We start from the raw sequence: 24392 nt of genomic DNA, 5'->3' as shown, positions 1-24392 counted from the left end.
ATATGAAAAAACAAGCCATTAAAATATTTTCTAAAATACTCGCTCAAGATGCACTACAGCTCAATATTGAAGATAAAATAAAACAGGTGGGCACCGCCCTGCCGAAACTCGATAACCTTAATTCGCCCTATGGCTTAACTGAATTGAGCCAACGTCAAGAGTCATCACAGCGTGATGACATAGTGTTTATCACCAGTCGCTTTCGTAGTGGTTCAACCTTGCTGTGGAATTTATTCAGACAAACGCCTTCGTGTACGTCTTATTATGAGCCTTTCAACGAACGCCAGTGGTTCAACCCCGCCCTTAGGGGAGAAGGTGTAGATTCAACCCACAGGGGAGTAGATGATTATTGGCGTGAATACGATGAACAAGCCTCTCTCGGCGAATTGTTTGACGAGGATTGGATCCGTAAGCAGTTGCTAATGACAGAGAAAACCTGGGCGCCGAACATGAAAGCCTATATTATGCAGCTGATTGAAAACGCGCCAGCTCGCCCGGTATTGCAATTTAATCGTATTGATTTTCGTTTGCCTTGGCTAAAACATCATTTTCCTAAAGCTAAAATCCTGCATTTATACCGTCATCCGCGAGATCAATGGTGTTCATTTTTAACCGACTCCAAACTGATGAACAAGGACGACGTGCAGCGTACTTATCAAGATGCCTTTTATCTGGACATATGGTGCAAAGATTTGGCCCAGCATTATTCCGTACTGGATATTCGACATACGCCCCACCCTTATCAGCGGTTTTACTACCTGTGGAAATTATCCTATTTGCATGGTATCAAATTCGCTGATCAGAGCATTAGTTTTGAACAATTGACCGAGCAGCCGGCGCAGCAAATTCAGCAAACCTTTGCCCTACTCGGTATTGATGACGCTGATATCACCAGCCTATGCCAGGTTATCAAGGCCCCAGCCAGAGATCGCTGGAAACACTATGCCGATGACGACTGGTTTAATCACCACGAACAGATTTGTGAACATAACCTAAGTTTGATGTTAGCCGCGAACAGCGATTTGGATGCAGCGAAATGAGAAAAACACTTTTATTAAGTGAGATATTCCCGCCGCTAAAAGGGGGAAGTGGGCGTTGGTTTTGGGAGATTTACACACGTCTACCCAACGACAAGGTGGTAATAGCGGCCGGCGAAACCGACGCCGCAGGCGATTTTGATCGGCAACACGACTTGAACTGTTATCGCTTACCGTTAAGTTCGTGGAGCTGGGGTATAAAAAGCTTAACCGGACTGCGCTTTTACTGGCGAGTATTAACTCAGGTACTGTCACTGGTTAAAAAAGAGCGGATCGAAGTTATCCACTGTGGTCGCTGCCTGCCCGAAGGTTTTATTGGTTTTTTAGTGAGTAAAATTAAAGGCATCCCCTACATTTGTTACATACACGGCGAAGATGTTGAAACTGCCGCCACTAGCCGAGAGCTTAGCTGGATAGTAAAAAAAGCACTTGGCGGCGCAACTAAACTCATAGCCAACAGCCAAAACACCGCCAATATTTTACTCAATACCTGGCACACCGACCCCGCCAAAACCTTTGTGGTCAACCCAGGCGTGGATAGCCAGCAGTTTGTGCCTGCTCCTGCAGATAAGAAGATCAAGCAAAGCCTAAGTTGGAATGATCGCAAAGTGATACTCACTGTGGGCCGTTTGCAAAAGCGCAAAGGCCACGATATGTTAATCCGCGCCCTACCCGCCATCGTTGCCCAGCACCCCGATGTGCTTTATGCCATTATTGGCAACGGCCAACAAAAAGAGGTTTTGCAAGCCCTGGTTGCACAACTGCAACTACATAAGCATGTAATGTTTATGACCGAGCTGAGTGATGAACAGATGATCCACTGTTATCAGCAGTGTGACGTGTTTGTGCTGCCTAATCGCACCGTTGGCAGAGATATCGAAGGTTTTGGCATGGTACTGGTAGAAGCCCAAGCCTGTGGAAAACCGGTGATAGCCGGTGATTCTGGTGGAACGGCTGAAACGATGCTAAAGGGTGAAACGGGCTTTATTGTTGATTGTATCCAGCCGGAACTCCTAGCTACCCAACTTAATGAATTGCTGGGCGACAGTGTTACCCGCCAGAAGATGGGCCAAGCTGGGCGCCTACATGTGCAGCAGAGTCTCGACTGGGGTGTACTCAGCAAAAAGTTGTCATTACATATCGATAAGTTGTAGAGCTTGTGTAATTAACGATCTGAAACTATGACCTCCAATACATCTAAACTGGTCAACAGCGCCTCATTTTTAATAGGCGGAAAACTGTTGCAGCGGCTTATTGGCTTAGTCAGCATCGTTATTCTTGCCAGAATATTGGCACCAGACGATTTTGCCGTGGCCGCGGTTATAGCCATGGTGATTTATTTTTTCGATGTTTTGTCCAATGTAGGCAACGAACAGTACATCGTGCAAAAACCACACGTCACGGTGCAAGATCTCAATACCGCCTGGTCATTGAGTTTATGCATCAAAGGTATTTTGACCTTATTACTTTTTGCTTTTATCCCGCTGATAGACAATTATTATCAGAATATGCAGCTCACCGGTGTATTATTGGCTGCCACTTGTGTACTGCCTATCCGTGCACTGAGTAATCCGGGTATTTTCGAACTCCAGCGTAACCTGGAATATAAACCGATATTTGTGCTGACATTAATCCAGCGCTTGGCATCTTTTCTCGCCGTAATGATAGTAGTGTATGTCGAACCCAGTTACTGGGCACTGGTGATAGCCGACCTTGTAGCAGCGCTAACTTATACACTGGGCTCATACTATGTGCACGCTTTCCGGCCGAAATTTTCACTGCGTAACGGTAGTGAACAATGGCTTTTCTCCAGGTGGCTACTAGCCAAAAATATTGTTGGTTATACCCGCTCACAAATTGATACGTTTTTGGTGTCGAGTTTTTACGCCAGCCGGGATTTAGGTCGATATTATCTGTCTCGCGACATAGTCATGTTACCCAGTCAAAATCTATTAACCCCAGCAATACAACCTTTGTTAGCCAGCTTTAGTCGTGCCCAACACCAAGGAAGCTCCTTTAGCCAGCAGATGAATCTGGCGCTTTACATAACCACCTTACTTACTGTGCCAATGGTGTTTTATATCTGGCAATTTCCGGCACCTTTGATCGATACTATCCTGGGGCCTAAATGGTCTGATAGTTATGCCCTGTTGAGTGTTATGTCGCTGTTGGTGTTATATATTCCGTTCATCTTGTTGTTTGAACAAGCCCTGTTTGCTCTTGGGTTGTTCAAACAGGTTTTCTTTTTCGACTTGGCGAGCCTAGTACTCATAGCAGGTGGCCTGATGGCATTGCCAACGAGTGATTTAACAGACTTTGCCACCCTGCGTGGTAGTTTAGGCATAATGGCCACCTTGTTATTAATGTTTTACGTACGGACACGACTTAAATTCTCAATCAGGAACTGGCTAATATGGTTAGTAGGCAGCACGCTTTTGGCTGCTGTTGCTGCGGGTGCGGCAAGTCTAATCGCTGCTTTCACTATTGATCTAGCACTGTTACAACTGCTGGTTAGCGGAGTGACCTTTACCGCCACTTATACAATCTTGCTGGGCGCAATTGTGCTCAAATTGGCACCTAAAAATGATCAATGTCACTTTATAAAAATATTGTTCATCGAGCAGACACGTGCTCTGATGAAAAGATTTAAAAGTAAACACCCATGAAAAACAAAAATATTCACGTAATGCATATGCCTGACTATCATATGACAACCCATGGTAGAACGTGTATGAGCCATCATTAAGAAGCCTTGAATGTGGATTAAGTAATCATGTTAACCCTTGATTTATTGTCTTGATATCCAAGATAGGGTATAAATCATTAGAAATTTTGTTTGGGTATAACATTATTCTACCAGTCTACATTCGATGTACTCAAATACCGCAGCTACACTTGAGCAAGCCCACTAAGGTTACAAATAATTGGATACACCAAATTCAAATATCGAGAATGACAAAAGTATGCATTTTGACATTGTCATTCCTCATTATAAAAATATAGTATTGTTGGAAAAAACGTTACGGTCCATTGTCGAGGCCATAAAACCCGATAGCCTTAAAGAAATTCACGTTGTCGAAAACGGAATGAAGTCGGGAGCAGAAAATGTTTGCGCCAATTTCCAAAATGAATTACCTATCCGCTATCATTACCAAGCCGAACCGAGTGTTATTACCGCGCGTAATACAGGTATTCAACAGTCTTCTGCTGATTATATTTTATTTTTTGATAATGACATTATCATTGACCAGATGACTTTAAAATTTCATGAAGAAGCATTTTTAAAATTTGGCCAAAAATATTACTATGGTGGCCCTGTTCTGCCAAACTACGAAGAAAAGCCAGACAGTGAGTTAGCCGTATTTTTCCCTCCTTCGGCCAAGGGCTTCGCTTATGAATTTGACAAGCCCACGATATTAGAAGACAAACACCTTTTTCTTGGTGCAAATCACGCGATCAGCCGTGCAGCAATTGATTTTTTTGGTGAAAATAACGATGTGTATTCAGGTGGCGGGGCGGCTGGTAGAGGAGGGGCAGTCGGCGAAGAAACAAGAATGCAAAAACTACTCAATGACAACGGTTTCAAGGGTGTTTACGTTCCAGGGGCTATAGTGCATCACTTTATACCCAAGAATGTCTGTACATTAACCTGGGTCCAAAATAGACGGTATAGGCATGGCTTAGAGCGGGCCGACAATTTGAATATGGGCCATGAAAAAAACTTTTTTTTCAAAGTGCCTAAATGGGTTTGGAAGAAATTTGTAGTCTCAATTATTCATGTCGTGATCAATAAAGTGCGGAATAATAGGATGTTGTATCTTGAAAATCAGCTTAACTATTGGGAAATCCGTGGCATCATACACGGCCTTCATAGCAAAGACCGCAATATACCCAGTAGATAACGTTTGTGCTGATAATAACAAATTCAGATAGGGAGTTGATATTGTATGAGATTAATTGAATCTTATTAAATACAATGGATCTAGATATTATGATTGTTGCTCTTCGGGTCGTTCTGAAAGTAACTTGTTCAGCCCGTAGCCAAAATCAGTAACTTAACTCGTAACTCAAAAAAACATGCCAAATCTAATTGAAATCATAAAAAAACAAATGAAGATAATATTTGGTTCAGGACTGGCCAGAGAAGGATATAAACAACAACAGGTTACATCGAAAAGATATGCAAAAAATATGGAGCATTTCAAGAAACTAGCGCAGTACGATGACTCTGCTTTAACTGAATCGCCCATTTTCATTTTATCTGCTGGTTGGCGTACGGGGTCAACCTTATTACAACGCCTACTGGGATCATCAGACAATACGTTATTGTGGGGTGAACCTTATGATAGAAGCAATATAATACAGTCGCTGTCTGATATGCTAAAGCCTTTTAGCCCCACCTGGCCCCCTAGAGATTTCATCGCCACCCAGTCAGGGGTAAACAACTATTCGCAAAAGTGGATAGCCAACCTTTACCCGCCAGAAAAAGAGCTGTTAAAGGCACACAGGGAGTTTATCAATGCACTTTATGCGGAGCCGGCCCAACGACTAGGTGCACAACGTTGGGGTATAAAAGAAGTCAGGTATGGCCTTAAAGAAATTATTTATTTGCAATTACTTTACCCCCACGCCAAGTTTTTATATTTAAAACGAGATGTAAAAGATGCTTACGCCTCCTATAAAAAATTTAAACCAGCGATGAACTGGTATGCAACTTGGCCTAAAAGTAAAATATTTACGCCCTTTGCCTTTGCCAGCCACAGCGCCAGACTAATTAATGAATTCGAAAGCGCCCAAAAATTAACGGGAGGAATAATTATCAGTTATTCCGATTTACTCAATAATCAAATCTTATTAGACGAAGTTGACAACTATTGCGCAGTAAAGTGTGACCGAAAAGTACTTGATAATAAAATTGATGGCACAGATGATATGCCCAATACAATCACGCACAGTTCATTAAATATATTGGAGAAAACATTACTCAAGGCCGGGAATAAATATGGTCGTTTTTGCGCCCGAAAAACTGATATAACAAAGCAAACGGAATAACTCGATAATGTTTAATCAAGACTCAACAGCAAAAAAAATCATTCACAAACTGAAAAAATCCGGCATAGAACAACAAGACTTTAATGATACACACTTACAACCCGTCTACAGCGGGTTGAAACAATACAAAGACAAAGCTGATTTCACTGCCACGCAAAATATTTTAGCAAACGCCCCCCCCCTTCCATTATTAAATGACCCATGTTTGGGGGTAATAATTGAAACCCGAGAACATCCTTTGCTCGAGCAAGTGGTTGTCGATTTTGTGGAAAAGACTCACTGCAAGGTACAATTATTCCACGGTTTATTAAACCTCGAATTCATCTTGTCATCTGCTATATATCCATTGATCCAAGATGGACAAGTTATATTAACTAAGATAGAAATTGAAGATCTGCGCGCTTCCAGTTATAACGCGTTACTTTTATCCCCTACGTTCTGGCAGCAGTTGCTAACCAGAAAAAAAGTTTTTATTTTTCAGACTGACTCCATGTTTTGTCAAAACAGCAAATATCAACTGGAAGATTTTCTCAATTTTGATTATATAGGCTCCTGGTGGCATCGTCTTCGACCTATTGGCATTATCATAGATGGGGGTAATGGGGGGTTTAGTATCAGGGATTGGCACAAAAGCACTGAATGTTTAGCGCGCTTCTCACCCACTCTTTGGGCAGGTGGTGAAGATGGTTATTTCGCCTTTCATATTGAATTGATAGGCGCAAAAGTAGCCAAGAGAAGTCAATGCAGCAAGTTTGGAACACAAGACAAATTTAGCCATAAAAGTTTTGGATGCCATAAAATATCGTGTTTAAATAATCATGACCAGCAAAGATTCCTAAAGTACTCCCCAGAGTCAAAAGCGCTGCTGCAAGAATAAATATTCACCATGCATAAAGATCTTTACTTCAGCCAGTTCTTCAAGCTCCACAATACTTTATATCCGTTAATTTATAAATGGGGGAATTACACCCATATTTCAAAGTATTTATTAGAGATCCCCCAAACAAGCTAATTATAAATCACGCTAACGCAGGATGACTGCGCAGGTGAGTGAAGCGTAACCGTTCACCGGGGAGCTATTGACTTAAGGCCGTTAGTTCAGGGAGTGCCGGATATTCCGAGCGAGTGATCACGGCGTGGACGATTTGCCTTAGCCAGTCCAGAGGATTGGCCCCCAGCTTGCGGCAGCTTTCTACAATGGTGAGAATGCGTTGCCGAAATTGCTCGCCCCGGTGTGAGTACACGCCATAACTGCCTTTGCGCCACAGTACATAGCTGCGCAAGGAGCGCTCTGCCTCGTTGTTGGTCAGAGGAATATCCTTATCCGTCAGAAATGTCCAACAGCTTTCATCGTGTTTGAGCAATAATCCGCAGCGGTTTCGATACCGCGGGGTAACACAAGCTTCGGTGGCATGTTCCAGGGTGGCTTGCCAACGTTTGCGTAGTTTACCCATACGCTTTTGATACAAATAAGGCGATAGCTCCCCTCGCTCAAATCGGTGGCGGGTACGAAAGATAAGATGGATCAAGGTTTCTAATCGCTGCCCTATGGGTTTATTCGGCCCCCAACTATCTGCTATTGCCCCCACATTACGTAAAATATGGGCCCAGCAAAATTGCCGCTGAGATGGGGGGAGATAATGGTAGCCCGCATATTGATCGGTAACGATCACGGCTTCGGTGACGTCGCCTAATAATGCCCTGGCGGCATGTTGCGCCCGGGAGTAGTGGATCATAAAACAGGATAATTCATCGGTGCAGGCCAGCCACATCCAGCGGTTTTCATTCTCACGCTTGTGCCGGGTTTACTCACCTCATCCCTGAGGCTCACCGTTTCACGGCACGCTGAAGCGGTTCAAATGCTTTCCCGAAGCATTTGTCGTCAGCGTGGATAACGGTAGGATCCTGGACTAGCTGTTTGATCTGCTGATGAACGGGCGTGAGCATCGCGCTGACCTTGCCGTGGGCTTCAGATATGGCACCTCGGCTAAAGTACACCCCGAAGTTCTGCTGCAACTGTTGCTGGATTTGGCTAATACTCTGATGGAACTGCCCGGCCTGTATGGCGATAAAGGCCAACATGTTGGCCCCCATCTGACCATTGTTGACGGTTTCGGGCAACGTCGCCTGAACAGCCTCCCCACAGCGGCAACAGCTACCTTGATAAAGCTGGTGCTCCGTCACGTTGTAGGCTTGTTGAGGAATATCAAACACCTGATGACGATAATAAGGCGTGGCATTGGATACCACTTTCCCCCCGCATGCACATTCGCCGGGAGGATAATAGGACAGTGTCACATCCACCTCATCTACTCGCGCGCGATTGCTGCCCTTATGCCCCGGCTGGGCGCCTCGCGGTTTGCCGCTACTTTTACGCGGGCGATCTACAGCCGCTGGGCCATCGGAAGAAGGCGGGCGAGAAGAGGCCTGTCTTCAATGTCATTGAGCCTATCCCATAACGACTGAATAAGCGCATTGGCTTGTTCAAGCGTGTCGGCTTTAGGGGCAGCTGGACGGGATTTTTTGCGTGTCATGTTGACACCATGCCAGATGGGCGGGATCGCGCAATAGGATCATCGGGATCATGCAAAATAAATATTTTTTTATGTCAATACCTGTCCGGTGAACGGTTAGGGCAATCGCATTAAAAATGGCTTGACACAGATCCCCTAATTTGATCTATTACTTCGCTTTACGCGACGTAATATGACCAAATACAAGCCCACACTTATCGAACATTTCAAAGACATCGAAGATCCTCGTCTTCTAAGAAAACAATTACATAAATTAGATGACATCTTTTTTTATTACCCTATGTGCCGTTATCTGTGGCTGTGATGGCTGGGTTGCCATTGAAAAATTTGCCAACATTAAACGCACGTGGTTTGAACAATATTTATCCCTAGAAAATGGTATTCCGTCTCATGATACTTTGGGGCGTATTTTTTCCTTAATTGATCCTGAGCAATTTCAAACCTGTTTTTCTAGCTGGATCAAAGAGATAGTAAAAAATGTCACGGGGGATGTGATCGCTATTGACGGTAAATGCCTTCGACGCTCTCATGATAAGTCATCTAATAAATCAGCTATTTATATGGTTAGCGCATGGTCACATGATAATCAGCTGGCACTTGGACAAGTGAAAGTTGATGAAAAATCGAATGAAATAACCGCCTTACCTTCCCTACTCAAAAACTTAGACATCACAGGCAGTATCATCACAACCGATGCATTAAACACACAAAAGAAATCGGCTGAACTGATCGTGAGTAAAGGCGCTGATTATTTAACCGCACTGAAAGGAAATCAAAGCACCCTACATGATGATGTGATTTTATTCTTTGAAAATACCCCTAAAAGTTATGAGGGCATGTTAAATACTTATAAGAGTATTGATTCAGGGCATGGCCGTATTGAAGAAAGAACAGTGACTTCCTGCAACCGAATTGACTGGCTTACTGAGCATCATACTCACCCACACCTTGCCAGTATTGTTAGCGTTAAATCAAGAAGGTTTCTTGCGAACGAATGGTCAGAAGAAACGCGATACTTTATTAGTAGCGTTAAGCATAACGATGCAGAGAAATTTGCTCACTATGTACGTGCTCATTGGGGGGTAGAGAATAATCTTCACTGGAGATTAGATATGGCATTTGACGAGGATCATTGTCGAATTCGTCAAGGATATGCAGATCAAAACATGGCAATATTACGCCACATATCTTTGAATTTATTAACGTCAGATAAGGATAATAAGGTAGGTATTAAAATTAAGCGGCAAATGGCAGGTTGGAATAATGATTACTTGCTGAAACTGCTACAAATATTTTAATGCGATTACCCTGGGTGAACGGTTACGCTTAGATAAGGCATCGCGTTTATTCTTTCTATACGCTTATAGTTGCTTTATTATGCTTAGCTAACTGTTATTTTTGATAACCCAGAAGCTCAAAATCGCGCTGATACCTTTGCGCTACCTTAACCTTTAACTGATCATTATAATAACTGAGCCAGCCTGTACGTTTACTTTTAAGCAAATGCGGAATGATACAATCAACCCCGGTATGTTGTTTTATTTTTTCGTTTAACTGAATCAACTCACTAAAGTCACATAAAAAATCCGGTATTAATTTTTCTTGCTGATTGGTAATAAAACAATGCTGCGATCTAAAATGCCCATCGGCCTGATGATCATCAATATTACAAACTGCATCAACAAACTCAGCAAACGGCATGTGCGCATAAAAGGTCCCGTAATGGATAAAGTGCTTTGATAGTCCATTAACAAAATCTTTGTGCGCGGTCTCTTTACAGATTTTTTCGCTGTAACAAGACACTAGCCGATCATAAGGGTTGCGGGTGACTGCAAAACACCAGTGATTAAGTTGCGCCGCCTGATGAACCGAAATTTTTGCGCTATCGCGTAAATTGGTATCTATATATTGATCAAACTTATCGCTACGAAAAACCCCAGCCTTCCAGCTCTCTGGTGGTAATTCAAACCCCAATAAATCAACACACAGCGCATGCAAGCTAGTGCAAGCGACTTTGGGAATTGGAATATACGTCAGTTGATGTTTTTCTACTTTGATCGCCGGAAATTTTTTCATCCGGTAAGTCAAATTTTTCATTAATTGCGATTTAATCTGATATTTAAGGCGAGTCATTAATAACGACATAACAGCGAGAGTCCTTGTGTTGACACAGAAAAAAAATTGAAGAAATATAACATAACTGTGTTCTACAGGCTAGATTAAAAAGCTCGATGCTGCGCAGTGGCTCACAATTGAAACAATGGCGTGGGTCGGTGTAACCGTTCACCGGGGAGCTATTGACTTAAGGCCGTTAGTTCAGGCAGTGCCGGATATTCCGAGCGAGTGATCACGGCGTGGACGATTTGCCTTAGCCAGTCCAGAGGATTGGCCCCCAGCTTGCGGCAGCTTTCTACAATGGTGAGAATGCGTTGCCGAAATTGCTCGCCCCGGTGTGAGTACACGCCATAACTGCCTTTGCGCCACAGTACATAGCTGCGCAAGGAGCGCTCTGCCTCGTTGTTGGTCAGAGGAATATCCTTATCCGTCAGAAATGTCCAACAGCTTTCATCGTGTTTGAGCAATAATCCGCAGCGGTTTCGATACCGCGGGGTAACACAAGCTTCGGTGGCATGTTCCAGGGTGGCTTGCCAACGTTTGCGTAGTTTACCCATACGCTTTTGATACAAATAAGGCGATAGCTCCCCTCGCTCAAATCGGTGGCGGGTACGAAAGATAAGATGGATCAAGGTTTCTAATCGCTGCCCTATGGGTTTATTCGGCCCCCAACTATCTGCTATTGCCCCCACATTACGTAAAATATGGGCCCAGCAAAATTGCCGCTGAGATGGGGGGAGATAATGGTAGCCCGCATATTGATCGGTAACGATCACGGCTTCGGTGACGTCGCCTAATAATGCCCTGGCGGCATGTTGCGCCCGGGAGTAGTGGATCATAAAACAGGATAATTCATCGGTGCAGGCCAGCCACATCCAGCGGTTTTCATTCTCACGCTTGTGCCGGGTTTCGTCAGCGTGGATAACGGTAGGATCCTGGACTAGCTGTTTGATCTGCTGATGAACGGGCGTGAGCATCGCGCTGACCTTGCCGTGGGCTTCAGATATGGCACCTCGGCTAAAGTACACCCCGAAGTTCTGCTGCAACTGTTGCTGGATTTGGCTAATACTCTGATGGAACTGCCCGGCCTGTATGGCGATAAAGGCCAACATGTTGGCCCCCATCTGACCATTGTTGACGGTTTCGGGCAACGTCGTCTGGACAGCCTCCCCACAGCGGCAACAGCTACCTTGATAAAGCTGGTGCTCCGTCACGTTGTAGGCTTGTTGAGGGATATCAAACACCTGATGACGATAATAAGGCGTGGCATTGGATACCACTTTCCCCCCGCATGCACATTCGCCGGGAGGATAATATGACAGTGTCACATCCACCTCATCTACTCGCGCGCGATTGCTGCCCTTATGCCCCGGCTGGGCGCTTCGCGGTTTGCCGCTACTTTTACGCGGGCGATCTACAGCCGCTGGGCCATCGGAAGAAGGCGGGCGAGAAGAGTTGCGACTGGATTGTTTCAGCCTGTCTTCAATGTCATTGAGCCTATCCCATAACGACTGAATAAGCGCATTGGCTTGTTCAAGCGTGTCGGCTTTAGGGGCGGCTGGACGGGATTTTTTGCGTGTCATGTTGACACCATGCCACATGGGCGGGATCGCGCAATAGGATCATCGGGATCATGCAAAATAAATATTTTTACATGTCAATACCTGTCCGGTGAACGGTTACGTCGAGCGCAGTGGTAAAGCCTCGCCCCTGAGTATTGTCTCAGCCTTTGATGTGCAGCAAGGCTTAGTGCTCTATCATAGTGCCACACAAGGCAAAGGTCAGGAAATTCAAGCGGTGTGTGATCTGCTTGATGCACTGGATATCCAGGATTGCATTGTGACGATGGATGCACTGCACTGCCAAAGTGACACACTGAGCCTGATCAAAAAACGCGGCGGCGATGCACTCGTACAAGTCAAAAAAAACCAGGACGCCTTATTCAATCAGATAGATGGGGCATTTCAGGCATACTGGCAACAATCTCAAACCCGGGACCACATCGCAGAGGCAAGTGAGAATAAAGGTCATGGCCGGGAAGAGTCTCGTTGTGTATATAGCCTGCCTGCTACTCTTGGCGAGGCACTCAAGATAAAGTGATCAATGTTAGAAAGCGTTATCGCGGTCGTTAGAACCCGCAAGATAGCGAATAAAGTCAGTCACGAAACCGCTTATTTTGCTTGCACCACCCACCTCCCCTTGGCCCTGGCAGCAGATGCCACACGTCGTCACTGGGACACTGAAAATCGTCAGCACTGGGTGCTAGACGTTGTATTCAGAGAAGATGCTCAAACCATTTACACACGCAAGGCCGCGCAGAATATGGCGACAGTAAGGCGTTTCGTATTGAATTTACTCAGGCGAGACAATGGGAAACTGAGCATGCCACGCAAGATGAACAAGGCAGCATGGGACGAGGACTATCGTCATGATGTATTGTTTACAAATTAGTTACAAAGTTCGCTCGCGCCCTGACCCCTTTGCTAATGGTAATCCTTATTAAAATTTATATCTTTCAATAACTTAATAGAGCCTTCAATCGATAAATGACCATCATCCCTATACATAAAAGTACCGTCTATATATACCTCGCAGGTTTCAGCCCCACATAGATAATCTTTCAACCAAATTACATTAGATATTTTTTCGATTTCTTGAAGCGTTTCATTTACTAGCTTCTGATACGCTTGGTATTCAGGGTAACTTATCACACAACTTTCTTTTAATAGCAATGCCGCCCCATGCTCTCTCTCCAGGCACTCTCCCACATTAAATCCTGCTTTAGGCGGAGGTGAAATGACAACAGGGATTATATTTAGTTTTTTTAATTCTAAAATGGTATTTTTTAATGAACCTGTTAACAATTTATAGTTAGCCTTTACCTTGCCATGATGCGTCATATATTCCCCACCAGCAAAGTCTAAATATGTCCCTAAGGTAGAGCTAAGTACAACATGGGTAATACTTTGATTTGCTTTTATATAATTCATAGCATTGTCATTGAATTTCAAGCAATGTTTGGCCCACACTGAGTCATATTTAGCTTTAATTGGTGCAATGCCCACTATTGGCCCGCAAACACTTTTGGTTATTTGGGCCAATCCATCATTCTTAACTGATAAACCTGGTACTAAATGCATTGCATAGCTGTCTCCCCAGACAACAATTTTGGGTTCTTCTCCTTGCAGACAGGCACTCTTAATTTTTGCATTTTCATCAAAGGAACTGCCACATTGATTTCCAAAGCCATAATTAGTTTTTCTAATTACAGAGAATTTATCTTCAACGTTAGAGGCTGTATATGCTGATGTCACGGGAATAGAGAGTAAAACCATTGTTGCTGACAAACCCACTTTCCAACTGGAGAATATTTTTTGATATCGACCTATTCTAAAGGGTGTCTCTACATACCTAAACTGTATATAACCCAAAAAGATAGATAAGAATAATAAGGTTATTTTAATACTTTTAGGAACATCACCTACATAACTTAAATAAGCAAGAGCAAATAACGGCCAATGGACTAAATAAATAGAGTAAGACCAGTCACCAACCTTTTCTACACAACGAATAATATAATGTTTAGGTAGCCAATTTTTATTACCTATTAAAATAGCCATCGTTGATATAACAACAACGACAGATTCAATACTTGGATGCTCATTATTAATATTTATTGTGCAACTAAGAAAAATGAAAATTATCGAAACTATCTTTAAGAATTTTGGCGACTCCATTGTGGGTTTGTTTAACATTACCCACGCACATATAGAGCCGGCCAATAACTCCCAAGCTCTGGTGAACAAAAGATAGAAAGCCCATTCAGACTTTGATGAATCTGCCACTCTCCACAAAAAAGGAACTTCCTGATTTTCGCTATACACCCAAGAGAAACACCAATATAAACTAATAACAGTAAATATTGAGATACCAATTAGTCGATAATTTTTGGGCAAAAGAAAGAGTGAAATAGGAAGCAAAAAATAGTATTGCTCCTCTAACGATAAAGACCAAATATGCAATAAAGGCTTTCCTTCAGCTGCGCCTTCAAAATAACCAGTTTGAGAGGGAAGAACCATATTAGCAGTAAATGTTAATGCACCTAAAAGCTGATCTAAGTATTCAATCCATTGTTTATTGGTAAGAACTATCAAGCAGAGTAAAGTGGTAAAAAGTAACGTGCTATATAAAGCAGGAATAAGTCTTTTAGCTCTTCTAAAATAAAATTCTGAAAATCGAAAGGTATCATTATCCAATCCTTTTAAAATAATGGATGTTATCAAGAACCCAGACAGAACAAAAAACACGTCCACTCCAAGATATCCTTGAGATAATAAACCTAAATTACTGTGATACAGAACGACAACTAAAACCGCTAAACCTCTCAAAAATTGTATATCTCGTCTCAACTTTCAAATCTCTTATGGGTAAAATGAGTAATTCCCAGATGCGAATTAGGGAAACTTCAGTGGTTATCTTGGTACTGCTTTATTTAAAACAATCTACAAATTGCTTTTCAATACACAAAAGATTCTGACTGCCTACAATCCTCAGCCTAGCTGTAAGGCAGTATCTCGAAAATATTATAAATAGAGTCTAGCAACAATATTTGTTACACCCTCATCGACCACTTAGATTCTCGGCTTATAGAGTCGCCAATTGCAAAGTGAATAAATCATGTGGGTAATCAGGAGATCATTAAAACTTCAAAATCTTGCTCACTTGTTCTATAAAAACGTTACTTGCATTACCATTATTGAATAAATAATGATTAATGAACTGCTCTCTCTCGCTTGAATACTCATCATTTATCAACGTTTGCTCAATTGTTTGGTCATCCAAGTTATCCCAATTAGGTATGGGGCATACTTCTATCACTTCATCGTAAACAGCACTGGCTTCACAATAGTCATATAAAGCTTTATTACCATCAAAAAAAACTATTTTCTTTAAAGCCATGGCTTCAAATAATATTGAACTAATATCACTGATCACCAATGTACTAGCCTTGACTAACTCTAAGGTTGTAAAATCACTATCCGGGGCGTTTATGTGTACACCTTGAGTATTGACGTTCGCTGAAAAAAACAATTTTCCATCACAACGCGACGGGTCAAACAAAGAAGGATGCGGACTAATGATTATATTGAATTGTGATTTATGTTGTAAGAACGATGTAATTAATTTGATATTGGAAACTTTACTGATGTTATTACACCAGCTAGGTGCGTAAATCATTAGAGGTTTATTTTCGTCTAAATTAAAATGACGATAAATATTATCTTTACGATAGCTTAAATCGTCCAAAATTGGCATACCTAAAGGGAATACTTTTTCTTTCGGTATCACATTTATTTGAACTTCGTAAGTTGGACGGCAAGGGGAGAGTATATAATTAAACTTCAGCAATCCATCGCTTGCTTGATAATTCAATTTTGGTCCCATCCCATGACCAAAGAAAACACTCGGACAATCAAACCGAAAATATTTCACACGAAACTCTGTAGAAATAAAAAGGTCTGCCTTTTTATAAAGCGGAAAATCGTCGAGCGTTTTATAATAACAAACATTGTCCAACTTTCCGATTCTGCTACTTTCTGGGCTTATAACTGCGAGATAAACACGACCTTCATCAGATAATTTGAGTATAACATTTTTGAAATGTTCTAAATGAAAAGATGTACAAGCTTCTAATATAATTAGCGGCTTTTTTTTATAAAACAATTTATAGCCCCAGCTCAATAAATTGTTTAAAAAATATTTTTTTCCTTTAGGAAAAAACAAACTTGATGACATGTGCCAGTTTCCATTTATTGAATGTCGTAAAAATCAATACACTGCTTGGAGAGAAACTCTCCCATAACTTAAATGACATTAAGCTCTTGTAGTAGAGATCACTTCAATAATCGCAGTAGTTGAAACTGATGGCGTACGTTTTAAGTAGACAACTTCACATTCACTTTTTAGATGATCGAATTTCCCTTGCCAATCGTCTCCCATCACTAATATATCAGCATTAAACATCTTGATATATTTAGCTTTTTCTTCTAAAGAGTCTTCAGGAAAACATAAATTGACATAACGTAAGCTGTTAATGATTTTCATACGGTCTTGTTCAGGGTAAATAGGATAACGCCCTTTTTTACTATAATTTAATTTATCCGTAGAGACCCCAACAATAAGCGTGTCGCCTAAAGCAGCGGCGCGCTGAAGAATATTGATATGGCCAACGTGGAATACGTCAAATGTGCCAAACGTGATAACTGTTCTCATTTCAATCCTAGAGTATATTTTTTCATGATTTAATATTTGCAAAATCAACTCTTAATAGTATGACAGAGCAAGTTTTTAGTACACACTTCTTTGCCCCCCTTACCTTAACTAGTAATAACATCTTGCATACTGTGTATGTTTGGATAAAAGTCTTTCATAATATCCTTACATCCAGCTTCAAAAACTAACTGCTCTATATAGTCGGATTCAATGGCGGCCAGTAAATTATATTTTTTTGGTGCTTTAAAAGCGTGAGATTCTTTTGGACTGAGCGAATCCAAAGGAATATTTAAAAACTGGCTCATAGGTTGTAATTTTTTTTGCAAATCTTTGGTTTTAAATGCTAAGAGTTTATGACTGGCAACAGTTTCCAATACCTGTTTATTCCGTTGGGCCCAATATGTTAAATACCCTTTGATTGGGTATAGTCCTTTATAGGAGGTAAGAATATTTTCTTCTTCAGGAAATATAAGACCGGCATTGTTATAGTTTAAGTCTCTGCCTAATTTCCAAGTGCATGCATCATTTACCGGGTTATTGATTTGGTGGTTGATAATAGAATCTAAGAAACTATAACAATCCCGTATTGGTAAAATAAATTTTGCTTGCGGATCGAGCTCTACAAACTCTTTTACAAAATATCCAGAAAAATCCGAAGATTCCATATCTAAATTATTTCTAACATCTCTATTTTCTAAAAACCTTAGTAAAGCATGAGCGCTTATTTTCCCTTCTGCGACTTGGGCTTTCAAATAAATAAGTTGTTCGCCCTCAGGTTCATGTTTCGCACGATACCTTTTATTGAAAATTTCAGCAACAGAATGCGTTCCCGACTTTGCAGTTCCGACACAGAAAGCTTTGAATTTTCTTGGGTGTACAAGGGATTTTATGAAACATTTGACCTTACTTTTAAAAACCAATGTACTATTTTTTATCACCACTTGTTGCGTTTCGTTAACGTTCATTTAATTACATATGTTTGTATAGGCAAAAGGTTTATTAGTTTACCATAACGATCGGTACGATTAAAACGTTCAATGTAAGGATTCTGTTGGGGATTGCCAGGCCGACTGAAGAGCAGTTCGATGCTATTTTACTTGGCCTAATCCGCTAGGGTATGGCTGACATGTACCGGCTCTTTGTCGCAACGAATTTGTGTAGGTTTTCTGCACCATTCAACAATTCACTCAAAGGAGCATTTGGCGGGTAACATCATGTCCTCGTTAATGGCACGGCCTTCCCGATTAAAATCACCAGTCACATTTAATAAGCGATAGCTTCTACTCAGGGCGGGATCAAACTTTAGGTTATAATTAGTCATCTATCGATCACCTATTGATATAAACAGTCTGGAACTTTTTGCTTGAGGGTCGATCAGATCGTCAACTTTCCCCAATCGGTATTATCATATGGAACTCATCGACTGCTTAAAAGACGTTCAAGAGACACGCTCGCATATTAATCAAACATATCCGTTACTGGAAATCATGTTCCTAGTGGTGGCGGCTTTAGCCTGTGGCCAGAAAGGGTGGTCAGATATACAAGATTTCGGTGACGGCAATCTTGACTGGTTACGCCGCTATTTGCCTTATGAGAATGGCATACCCACCCGGCATAACATCGCCAAGATAGTCCGTGCTGTCGTGCCGGATAGCTTTGTCGGTGCCTTAGTCAAGTGGGCGAATGTGCGGCGCACCCGCCATGGCAAGCCATTAATTGCATTAGATGGGAAAGATATTCGGGGTGTCGAGCGCAGTGGTAAAGCCTCGCCCCTGAGTATTGTCTCAGCCTTTGATGTGCAGCAAGGCTTAGTGCTCTATCATAGTGCCACACAAGGCAAAGGTCAGGAAATTCAAGCGGTGTGTGATCTGCTTGATGCACTGGATATCCAGGATTGCATTGTGACGATGGATGCACTGCACTGCCAAAGTGACACACTGAGCTTGATCAAAAAACGCGGCGGCGATGCACTCGTACAAGTCAAAAAAAACCAGGACGCCTTATTCAATCAGATAGATGGGGCATTTCAGGCATACTGGCAACAATCTCAAACCCAGGACCACATCGCAGAGGCAAGTGAGAATAAAGGTCATGGCCGGGAAGAGTCTCGTTGTGTATATAGCCTGCCTGCTACTCTTGGCGAGGCACTCAAGATAAAGTGGTCAATGTTAGAAAGCGTTATCGCGGTCGTTAGAACCCGCAAGATAGCGAATAAAGTCAGTCACGAAACCGCTTATTTTGCTTGCACCACCCACCTCCCCTTGGCCCTGGCAGCAGATGCCACACGTCGTCACTGGGACACTGAAAATCGTCAGCACTGGGTGCTAGACGTTGTATTCAGAGAAGATGCTCAAACCATTTACACACGCAAGGCCGCGCAGAATATGGCGACAGTAAGGCGTTTCGTATTGAATTTACTCAGGCGAGACAATGGGAAACTGAGCATGCCACGCAAGATGAACAAGGCAGCATGGGACGAGGACTATCGTCATGATGTATTGTTTACAAATTAGTTACAAAGTTCGCTCGCGCCCTGAGCTTCTACTATCGATTAATTGGTGATGCATAAAATTTTTCGGCCTTACTTCATTGATTACATCCGGCACGGACAGTTGCTGGGGTTTCACCCACGCCAGTCGTCTTTGCGGCTTGATGCGCAGTTTCAACTCAAGCACCCAGTAAGTGCGATACACACGTTATTGGATCCACTTAAGATCTTTTATATTGCGCAAGAACAAAAAGCATAAATCAAACCTCAAATACGCTGATTTTGCGTGAGTCCAATCAACTAATATGCAACAACCGCATTTCCAACATTGAGTATGGATGAATTGCGATAGAAGGTTTCACTTCATCGGAAGATACAACAAGCTAAACTAATAGTGACATCGTATTGTGTAATAGCAGCTTGAACCATCTCATCTTTGAAATGGCTCTACCACTTTTTGCCATAGCTCCCTGATTAATTTCCAACTTGAGTCAGCCATCAGCGTACATTTTTGACGTGAGGGTTTTACTCTTTCCGCCCTTCCATTCTGACCGTGAGCGCGGCTGCCGCATACTACCGTATTTAGCTCGTCACTTGTATAAGGCGGGCGTTGCTAAAGTGTTCTTAGATACCAGTGAATAAGGCGCTATACAATACGTGGAAAATGAAGTTCCTAATAATACTTCCAGTCTCGGTACTAAATTTAAACCAACACTTTGGCACGTTATTTTTCACAGTGAATATGGTTAAACTAATCGGCATCAGGTAAGATCGCCAACTAAGTTTGACCACGCCGAGATAGGTCACACCTCATTCGAGCCGCGTGCTCTCTATTTAGTGTTTAACAATTACAAGGATATACCAGTTTTGTCTAAGCCCCCCCCTACTTCTGAGGCTTGCCTTTGACAAATAATGCAAAAAAAGAAGGCACATTGGGCTCAGCTTTATTCTATTCCTTTTTTGGTAAATACCTCAATATTGCCCTTCAATTGGGTGGTAGCGTTGTTCTAGCCCGTATTATACCACCCGAAGATTTTGGTTTATTTGCAGTAGCACTAGTTTTTGCAGGTACTGCGGCAATCGTAAAAGAATTCGGGGTTAACAATTACCTGGTCAAAGAGAAAACCCTTACCACCGAAATAATTCGCAGCGCTTACGGCACATCACTGGTTATAGCGTCATTAGTCGCAATGTGTCTGTTTTTTCTGTCGTATCCTATCGCTCATTTTTATCAACAGGATGCGTTGATAACCATACTGCAGTTGCTTTCCTTGAATATTTTGCTTTCTCCTTTTGGCTCAATTGTTGATTGTTTGTTAAGAAGAGAACTCCATTTTAAACCCGCGTTAATTGCCGGTGTGGTGAGTCAGCTAACTAGTGTCGCGAGCATGATCATCCTGGCCATGTATGACTATGGGGTATATGCGCTTGTTTGGGGATCGTTAATACAAACTCTCACCATGGCATTAGTATTTCAGTTTTTCAGGCCAGCAAACATGCCGCTTTTACCCAGCTTGAAAAAGAGTCGCCAAATTCTCAGTTATTCTAAATTCGTTGGCATATCAGGCATAGTGGGCTACTTTGGCAATCAATTTACGGTGTTATTATCTGGCAAATATTTCAGCTTGGAAACAACAGGCTTGTTGACCCGCGCCAGTTCGACCGCTTCGTTGTTCAGTAAATTGTTCACTGAGGCATTTAATCCGGTCCTTATGCCTTATATATCAATGCTCAACAGGCGAGGCGGTGATTTTGTCGCCAAGTTACAATTTCTACTAAAAATGACCCTTAGTCTGTCTTGGCCATTTTACGTGATTTTAGGTATCTGTGCCGAGCCTGTTATATTAGTATTGTTTGGTGAAAATTGGCTCACTTCAGCTTATTTTCTTAAAATAATTTGTGTATCGCTGGTCCTAACATCTGCTGTTCAAATTTTGGATCCGGTGATGATGGGGTTGGGCATGGCAAAGGCACTTATGAAAATTGTCCTTATACTCAGTATCACACGGGTAATCATATGTATTTTTATGGTGCAATACGGTTTAATGGCCATGATGATCTCAACCACCATGACATTGCCAATATTAAGGTTTAGCCTTTTTATGTTTGTTATGAATAGGAAAAAAGTATTTACGCCTAAAGAATTTTTGCGGTGGTTAAAAGACCCTGCCATTTTGTTAATTGCCTGCTCTACGCCCCTTTTAGCCCTTAACCTGTATTTCGGTCAAAATTGGTGGCAACACTATATTCCGGCTGGGCTTGCCTTAGGTAGCTCAGCAATAACTTGGGTTGTTGTACTAACTATGCAAGGTAATGCAACCCCCATTTTCGATTTAATTAAAACAAAATTTAAAAGGAGTAGAGCCTAATTGCTGTCTACACTTTTGAAGTCTGGATATATGAAAGTGGAAACTATAGGTTACAAAAATAATTGGCCGACAATTTGAAAGAGAAGCAAAGTTCAAGCTCTTTTTACACGTGTCGATTCAAAAAATGAAACAAGTAAATGCCGATGTTGCCTCAGTGCAGATTTAAACACTAGAAAGATTGTTGGAATTGGAAAATGAGTAAATTCAGTTTCCGAAGTAAATCGACATTGCGTATATTGCCCTAGCGTCGCGCTCCCATAAATTTATGAGCGTTTTAGCGACCTAGCGTTATTATTTTCAAATTACCGCTTAAATAGATAAGTAACACTGAATTATATGGACAATACCCACATTAAAAAAACACTAGATATCTCTGTTGTAGTACCCGTTTACAATCGTCGTGAGAGATTGCGTGTAGTTGTAGACTCATTACTAAATCAGTCATTTTCAGGGACTTATGAGATCGTTATCGTTGATGATGGTTCAAGTGATGAAACAGCATCCGACTTGACTGATCTCGATGATAAAATTCGAGTCATTAAACAGAGCAACCAAGGCGCGGCAGTTGCTCGTCATACCGGCGTAGAGCACTCCCAAGGTGATATAATCGTATTTAACGACTCAGACGATATCGCTTACCCAAATAAATTGCAGGTCATGTTTGACGCGTTGTCGCAACATCCTAACTGTGTAGCGGCAATTGCCGTAGTAGAAAATAAATTTAGAACTGATTGGAAACCACCCGTTTGGATCGAAAAAATGGATAGCAGTCTTCTTGTGAATAACGATCCGCTTTCTCACTTTTTTAACAACTATTACCCCATTGCTGCCGCCATGAATATGGCGGTGAGAAAAGACATCGCTCATTATGCATCTAAAGACTCCAGTTTTTATCAAGCGGCAAACGATTTCCACTTTCAATTCAAAGTCGCATCTAAAGGCCCTATCGTTTGCGCTGCGGACATTACTAATGAGTATTATGTTGGTGAGGGTATCACTTCATTTCATGGCACATCCGCACAGGAAGCGTACTCCCTGATATCACTGGTAGATAATTATTTATATTTAAACAAACCTGCTGAATTTGCAGATGCCGTTCAGCAGAGAATTGAATATGGCTCTGCTAACGTTTTAAAACCCTTACTGAAAAAGAAAAAGTTTGGATTATTTTTGTTAATTTTGAAAAACATGTTCATTTATGGGCGACTAAAAAAAATGCCTAAGATGATGTGGTGGGCTATATCCGCGTGATATAGGTGAAATAAGTTCACAATTTAATTCAGGGTCTAAAAACCACATTTTAATCACTCAGAAGCAGTTATTTAAGGATGTAAAATTTTATGTTTGGGGCCTATAGAACTATTTTGGCATTAATGGTTGTTGCATTTCACATAGGCGGGATCCCTGATATCGGCGGTTATGCAGTGTTTGGTTTTTATGCATTAAGCGGTTATTTGATGACTTTTATCATGCAAAAAAATTACGGTTACACTGCCTCCGGAAAGTATAAATATGCGATCAATCGGCTGTTGCGTATTTTCCCTATGTATTGGGCTTCAATAACAATAACCTTGATACTGATCTTACTCTTAGGTGAAACAACCACCGCGAATTATCATCAGGCACTATATTTACCGTCGGATGTCACAGCAATATTGAAAAATATTTTTTTGTTTTTCCCATTTAGTGAACTACCTCGATTGACGCCCCCGGCATGGGCCTTAACTGTAGAGATTTTTTTCTATATTTTAATCGGCTTGGGGCTGTCGAAACACAGAAATGTTGTTATTGGTTGGTTTTTATTAAGTATCATTTACCACGCGGTGGTAATAATATTAAACCTCGGGTTTGAGTACAATTACTACCCTATATCGGCGGCATCTTTACCTTTTTCGGTAGGCGCTTTAATCTTCCATTATAAAGAAAAACTACAAGCTATAGTAAGCTCAAGTAGGATAACGCGTGGCGCATTTTTTCCCTATTTACTGGGTTTCTTTATCTTACTTAACTGGTATATAGGTAGGCAATCAACATACTCAGGTTTCAACTTTGGTGTCTTTTTCTTTTACTCCAACTTTGTCTTATGTACGTTAATGATTATTGTTCTTGCAGAAAAAAAATCTCTGCCTTTCATTGGTAAAAAATTCGACAATTGGATAGGTAATTTCAGTTACCCTATCTACCTTATCCACTATCAAGTTGGTCTACTTACATTAACAGGTTTAGGTTATTTGGGCATAGATTACGTAAGGCCAGATTTCAATTTAATGCTTATTAGCATCCCTTTTCTGTTTGTTTTTTCATGGTTATTAATTCTATTTATTGAAAAACCAATTCAAATAGTTAGAAGTAGGGTGAAAAAAAATATCGATAAAAAATCTGAAAAAGTAACACTGGAAGAAGTTAAGAGCGAAAATTAAGATACAGATCAATACTTGCTGGGCATAATACCCAGGCCAGTATAAACATCAATTTTTGCGTATTACCTAGCCGCGAGATTTTAATGACAGTTACTAAGTAGAAC

At 41.6% G+C, this 24392-nt stretch carries 19 protein-coding genes and 2 pseudogenes; 12 read left to right on the top strand and 9 right to left on the bottom strand.

Annotated elements, in window-relative coordinates; all coding sequences use genetic code 11:
- The first annotated feature begins 2 nt into the window (after positions 1 to 2).
- The 6 genes from AC3RV5_RS05800 to AC3RV5_RS05775 all read left to right on the top strand — a co-directional run bounded on the left by AC3RV5_RS05800 (position 3) and on the right by AC3RV5_RS05775 (position 6966).
- Positions 3 to 1040: a sulfotransferase gene (locus AC3RV5_RS05800; RefSeq protein WP_489731010.1), complete on the top strand. Its 1038-nt coding sequence runs from the start codon at positions 3 to 5 to the stop codon at positions 1038 to 1040.
- On the top strand, positions 1037 to 2191 hold the full coding sequence (locus AC3RV5_RS05795) for a glycosyltransferase family 4 protein (RefSeq protein ID WP_489731009.1): 1155 nt from the start codon (positions 1037 to 1039) through the stop codon (positions 2189 to 2191). Before AC3RV5_RS05800 ends, AC3RV5_RS05795 begins: the two co-directional genes overlap by 4 nt.
- A gap of 27 nt (positions 2192 to 2218) precedes the next feature.
- On the top strand, positions 2219 to 3703 hold the full coding sequence (locus AC3RV5_RS05790; protein ID WP_489731008.1) for an oligosaccharide flippase family protein: 1485 nt from the start codon (positions 2219 to 2221) through the stop codon (positions 3701 to 3703).
- Between the two features lie 258 nt (positions 3704 to 3961).
- Positions 3962 to 4939 (top strand): glycosyltransferase family 2 protein, encoded by a 978-nt coding sequence (locus AC3RV5_RS05785; RefSeq protein ID WP_489731007.1) that lies wholly within the window; start codon positions 3962 to 3964, stop codon positions 4937 to 4939.
- Positions 4940 to 5147: 208 nt separating this feature from the next.
- Positions 5148 to 6089 carry a sulfotransferase gene (locus AC3RV5_RS05780; protein WP_489731006.1) on the top strand — a complete coding sequence of 314 codons (942 nt, stop codon included), beginning with the start codon at positions 5148 to 5150 and terminating at the stop codon, positions 6087 to 6089.
- Between the two features lie 7 nt (positions 6090 to 6096).
- Positions 6097 to 6966: a DUF5672 family protein gene (locus AC3RV5_RS05775; RefSeq protein WP_489731005.1), complete on the top strand. Its 870-nt coding sequence runs from the start codon at positions 6097 to 6099 to the stop codon at positions 6964 to 6966.
- Positions 6967 to 7165: 199 nt separating this feature from the next.
- Here the strand turns inward: AC3RV5_RS05775 and tnpC (AC3RV5_RS05770) are convergent.
- A pseudogene (gene tnpC, locus AC3RV5_RS05770) lies at positions 7166 to 8623 on the bottom strand (IS66 family transposase).
- A gap of 257 nt (positions 8624 to 8880) precedes the next feature.
- Between tnpC (AC3RV5_RS05770) and AC3RV5_RS05765 the strand changes: the two are divergent.
- Positions 8881 to 9921: an ISAs1 family transposase gene (locus tag AC3RV5_RS05765; RefSeq protein ID WP_489731004.1), complete on the top strand. Its 1041-nt coding sequence runs from the start codon at positions 8881 to 8883 to the stop codon at positions 9919 to 9921.
- A gap of 94 nt (positions 9922 to 10015) precedes the next feature.
- Here AC3RV5_RS05765 and AC3RV5_RS05760 read toward each other — a convergent pair whose 3' ends face one another.
- Positions 10016 to 10768, bottom strand: a complete 753-nt coding sequence (locus AC3RV5_RS05760) for a sulfotransferase family 2 domain-containing protein (protein ID WP_489731003.1) — start codon at positions 10766 to 10768, stop codon at positions 10016 to 10018.
- A 149-nt stretch (positions 10769 to 10917) separates the two neighbouring features.
- Positions 10918 to 12321, bottom strand: a complete 1404-nt coding sequence (gene tnpC / locus AC3RV5_RS05755) for an IS66 family transposase (RefSeq protein ID WP_489731002.1) — start codon at positions 12319 to 12321, stop codon at positions 10918 to 10920.
- An 88-nt stretch (positions 12322 to 12409) separates the two neighbouring features.
- Between tnpC (AC3RV5_RS05755) and AC3RV5_RS05750 the strand changes: the two are divergent.
- A pseudogene (locus AC3RV5_RS05750) lies at positions 12410 to 13189 on the top strand (ISAs1 family transposase).
- 32 nt (positions 13190 to 13221) lie between these two features.
- On the opposite strand, the gene AC3RV5_RS05745 reads toward AC3RV5_RS05750, so the two are convergent.
- The 6 genes from AC3RV5_RS05745 to AC3RV5_RS05720 form a co-directional block, all read right to left on the bottom strand.
- Positions 13222 to 15147, bottom strand: a complete 1926-nt coding sequence (locus AC3RV5_RS05745) for an acyltransferase family protein (RefSeq protein WP_489731001.1) — start codon at positions 15145 to 15147, stop codon at positions 13222 to 13224.
- Between the two features lie 289 nt (positions 15148 to 15436).
- Positions 15437 to 16534 carry a CDP-glycerol glycerophosphotransferase family protein gene (locus AC3RV5_RS05740; RefSeq protein ID WP_489731000.1) on the bottom strand — a complete coding sequence of 366 codons (1098 nt, stop codon included), beginning with the start codon at positions 16532 to 16534 and terminating at the stop codon, positions 15437 to 15439.
- 78 nt (positions 16535 to 16612) lie between these two features.
- Positions 16613 to 17011: an FAD synthase family protein gene (locus AC3RV5_RS05735; RefSeq protein ID WP_489732103.1), complete on the bottom strand. Its 399-nt coding sequence runs from the start codon at positions 17009 to 17011 to the stop codon at positions 16613 to 16615.
- Positions 17012 to 17115: 104 nt separating this feature from the next.
- Positions 17116 to 17976, bottom strand: a complete 861-nt coding sequence (locus AC3RV5_RS05730; protein ID WP_489730999.1) for a sulfotransferase — start codon at positions 17974 to 17976, stop codon at positions 17116 to 17118.
- Positions 17973 to 18092 (bottom strand): integrase core domain-containing protein, encoded by a 120-nt coding sequence (locus AC3RV5_RS05725; protein WP_489732102.1) that lies wholly within the window; start codon positions 18090 to 18092, stop codon positions 17973 to 17975. Before AC3RV5_RS05725 ends, AC3RV5_RS05730 begins: the two co-directional genes overlap by 4 nt.
- Before the next feature lie 102 nt (positions 18093 to 18194).
- On the bottom strand, positions 18195 to 18332 hold the full coding sequence (locus tag AC3RV5_RS05720) for a hypothetical protein (protein ID WP_489730998.1): 138 nt from the start codon (positions 18330 to 18332) through the stop codon (positions 18195 to 18197).
- 88 nt (positions 18333 to 18420) lie between these two features.
- On the opposite strand from AC3RV5_RS05720, the gene AC3RV5_RS05715 reads away from it, so the two are divergent.
- The 4 genes from AC3RV5_RS05715 to AC3RV5_RS05700 all read left to right on the top strand — a co-directional run bounded on the left by AC3RV5_RS05715 (position 18421) and on the right by AC3RV5_RS05700 (position 24288).
- Positions 18421 to 19524: an ISAs1 family transposase gene (locus tag AC3RV5_RS05715; protein WP_489730997.1), complete on the top strand. Its 1104-nt coding sequence runs from the start codon at positions 18421 to 18423 to the stop codon at positions 19522 to 19524.
- Between the two features lie 877 nt (positions 19525 to 20401).
- On the top strand, positions 20402 to 21868 hold the full coding sequence (locus AC3RV5_RS05710) for an oligosaccharide flippase family protein (RefSeq protein ID WP_489730996.1): 1467 nt from the start codon (positions 20402 to 20404) through the stop codon (positions 21866 to 21868).
- Between the two features lie 336 nt (positions 21869 to 22204).
- Positions 22205 to 23119, top strand: coding sequence for a glycosyltransferase family 2 protein (locus tag AC3RV5_RS05705; protein WP_489730995.1), 915 nt, complete (start codon positions 22205 to 22207; stop codon positions 23117 to 23119).
- Between the two features lie 89 nt (positions 23120 to 23208).
- Positions 23209 to 24288 carry an acyltransferase family protein gene (locus tag AC3RV5_RS05700; protein WP_489730994.1) on the top strand — a complete coding sequence of 360 codons (1080 nt, stop codon included), beginning with the start codon at positions 23209 to 23211 and terminating at the stop codon, positions 24286 to 24288.
- The last annotated feature ends 104 nt before the right edge of the window (positions 24289 to 24392 follow it).

Source organism: Paraglaciecola sp. IT1134 (genome assembly GCF_058068185.1).
This window is presented reverse-complemented; position numbering and strand designations above follow the sequence as displayed.

Bases quoted from the DNA above. Each gene is read 5' to 3' on its own strand.
- AC3RV5_RS05800 (WP_489731010.1), top strand. From the start codon at position 3: ATGAAAAAACAAGCCATTAAAATATTTTCTAAAATACTCGCTCAAGAT.
- AC3RV5_RS05795 (WP_489731009.1), top strand. From the start codon at position 1,037: ATGAGAAAAACACTTTTATTAAGTGAGATATTCCCGCCGCTAAAAGGG.
- AC3RV5_RS05790 (WP_489731008.1), top strand. From the start codon at position 2,219: ATGACCTCCAATACATCTAAACTGGTCAACAGCGCCTCATTTTTAATA.
- AC3RV5_RS05780 (WP_489731006.1), top strand. From the start codon at position 5,148: ATGAAGATAATATTTGGTTCAGGACTGGCCAGAGAAGGATATAAACAA.
- AC3RV5_RS05775 (WP_489731005.1), top strand. From the start codon at position 6,097: ATGTTTAATCAAGACTCAACAGCAAAAAAAATCATTCACAAACTGAAA.
- AC3RV5_RS05765 (WP_489731004.1), top strand. From the start codon at position 8,881: ATGACATCTTTTTTTATTACCCTATGTGCCGTTATCTGTGGCTGTGAT.
- AC3RV5_RS05760 (WP_489731003.1), bottom strand. From the start codon at position 10,768: ATGTCGTTATTAATGACTCGCCTTAAATATCAGATTAAATCGCAATTA.
- tnpC (WP_489731002.1), bottom strand. From the start codon at position 12,321: ATGACACGCAAAAAATCCCGTCCAGCCGCCCCTAAAGCCGACACGCTT.
- AC3RV5_RS05740 (WP_489731000.1), bottom strand. From the start codon at position 16,534: ATGTCATCAAGTTTGTTTTTTCCTAAAGGAAAAAAATATTTTTTAAAC.
- AC3RV5_RS05735 (WP_489732103.1), bottom strand. From the start codon at position 17,011: ATGAGAACAGTTATCACGTTTGGCACATTTGACGTATTCCACGTTGGC.
- AC3RV5_RS05730 (WP_489730999.1), bottom strand. From the start codon at position 17,976: ATGAACGTTAACGAAACGCAACAAGTGGTGATAAAAAATAGTACATTG.
- AC3RV5_RS05720 (WP_489730998.1), bottom strand. From the start codon at position 18,332: ATGACTAATTATAACCTAAAGTTTGATCCCGCCCTGAGTAGAAGCTAT.
- AC3RV5_RS05715 (WP_489730997.1), top strand. From the start codon at position 18,421: ATGGAACTCATCGACTGCTTAAAAGACGTTCAAGAGACACGCTCGCAT.
- AC3RV5_RS05705 (WP_489730995.1), top strand. From the start codon at position 22,205: ATGGACAATACCCACATTAAAAAAACACTAGATATCTCTGTTGTAGTA.
- AC3RV5_RS05700 (WP_489730994.1), top strand. From the start codon at position 23,209: ATGTTTGGGGCCTATAGAACTATTTTGGCATTAATGGTTGTTGCATTT.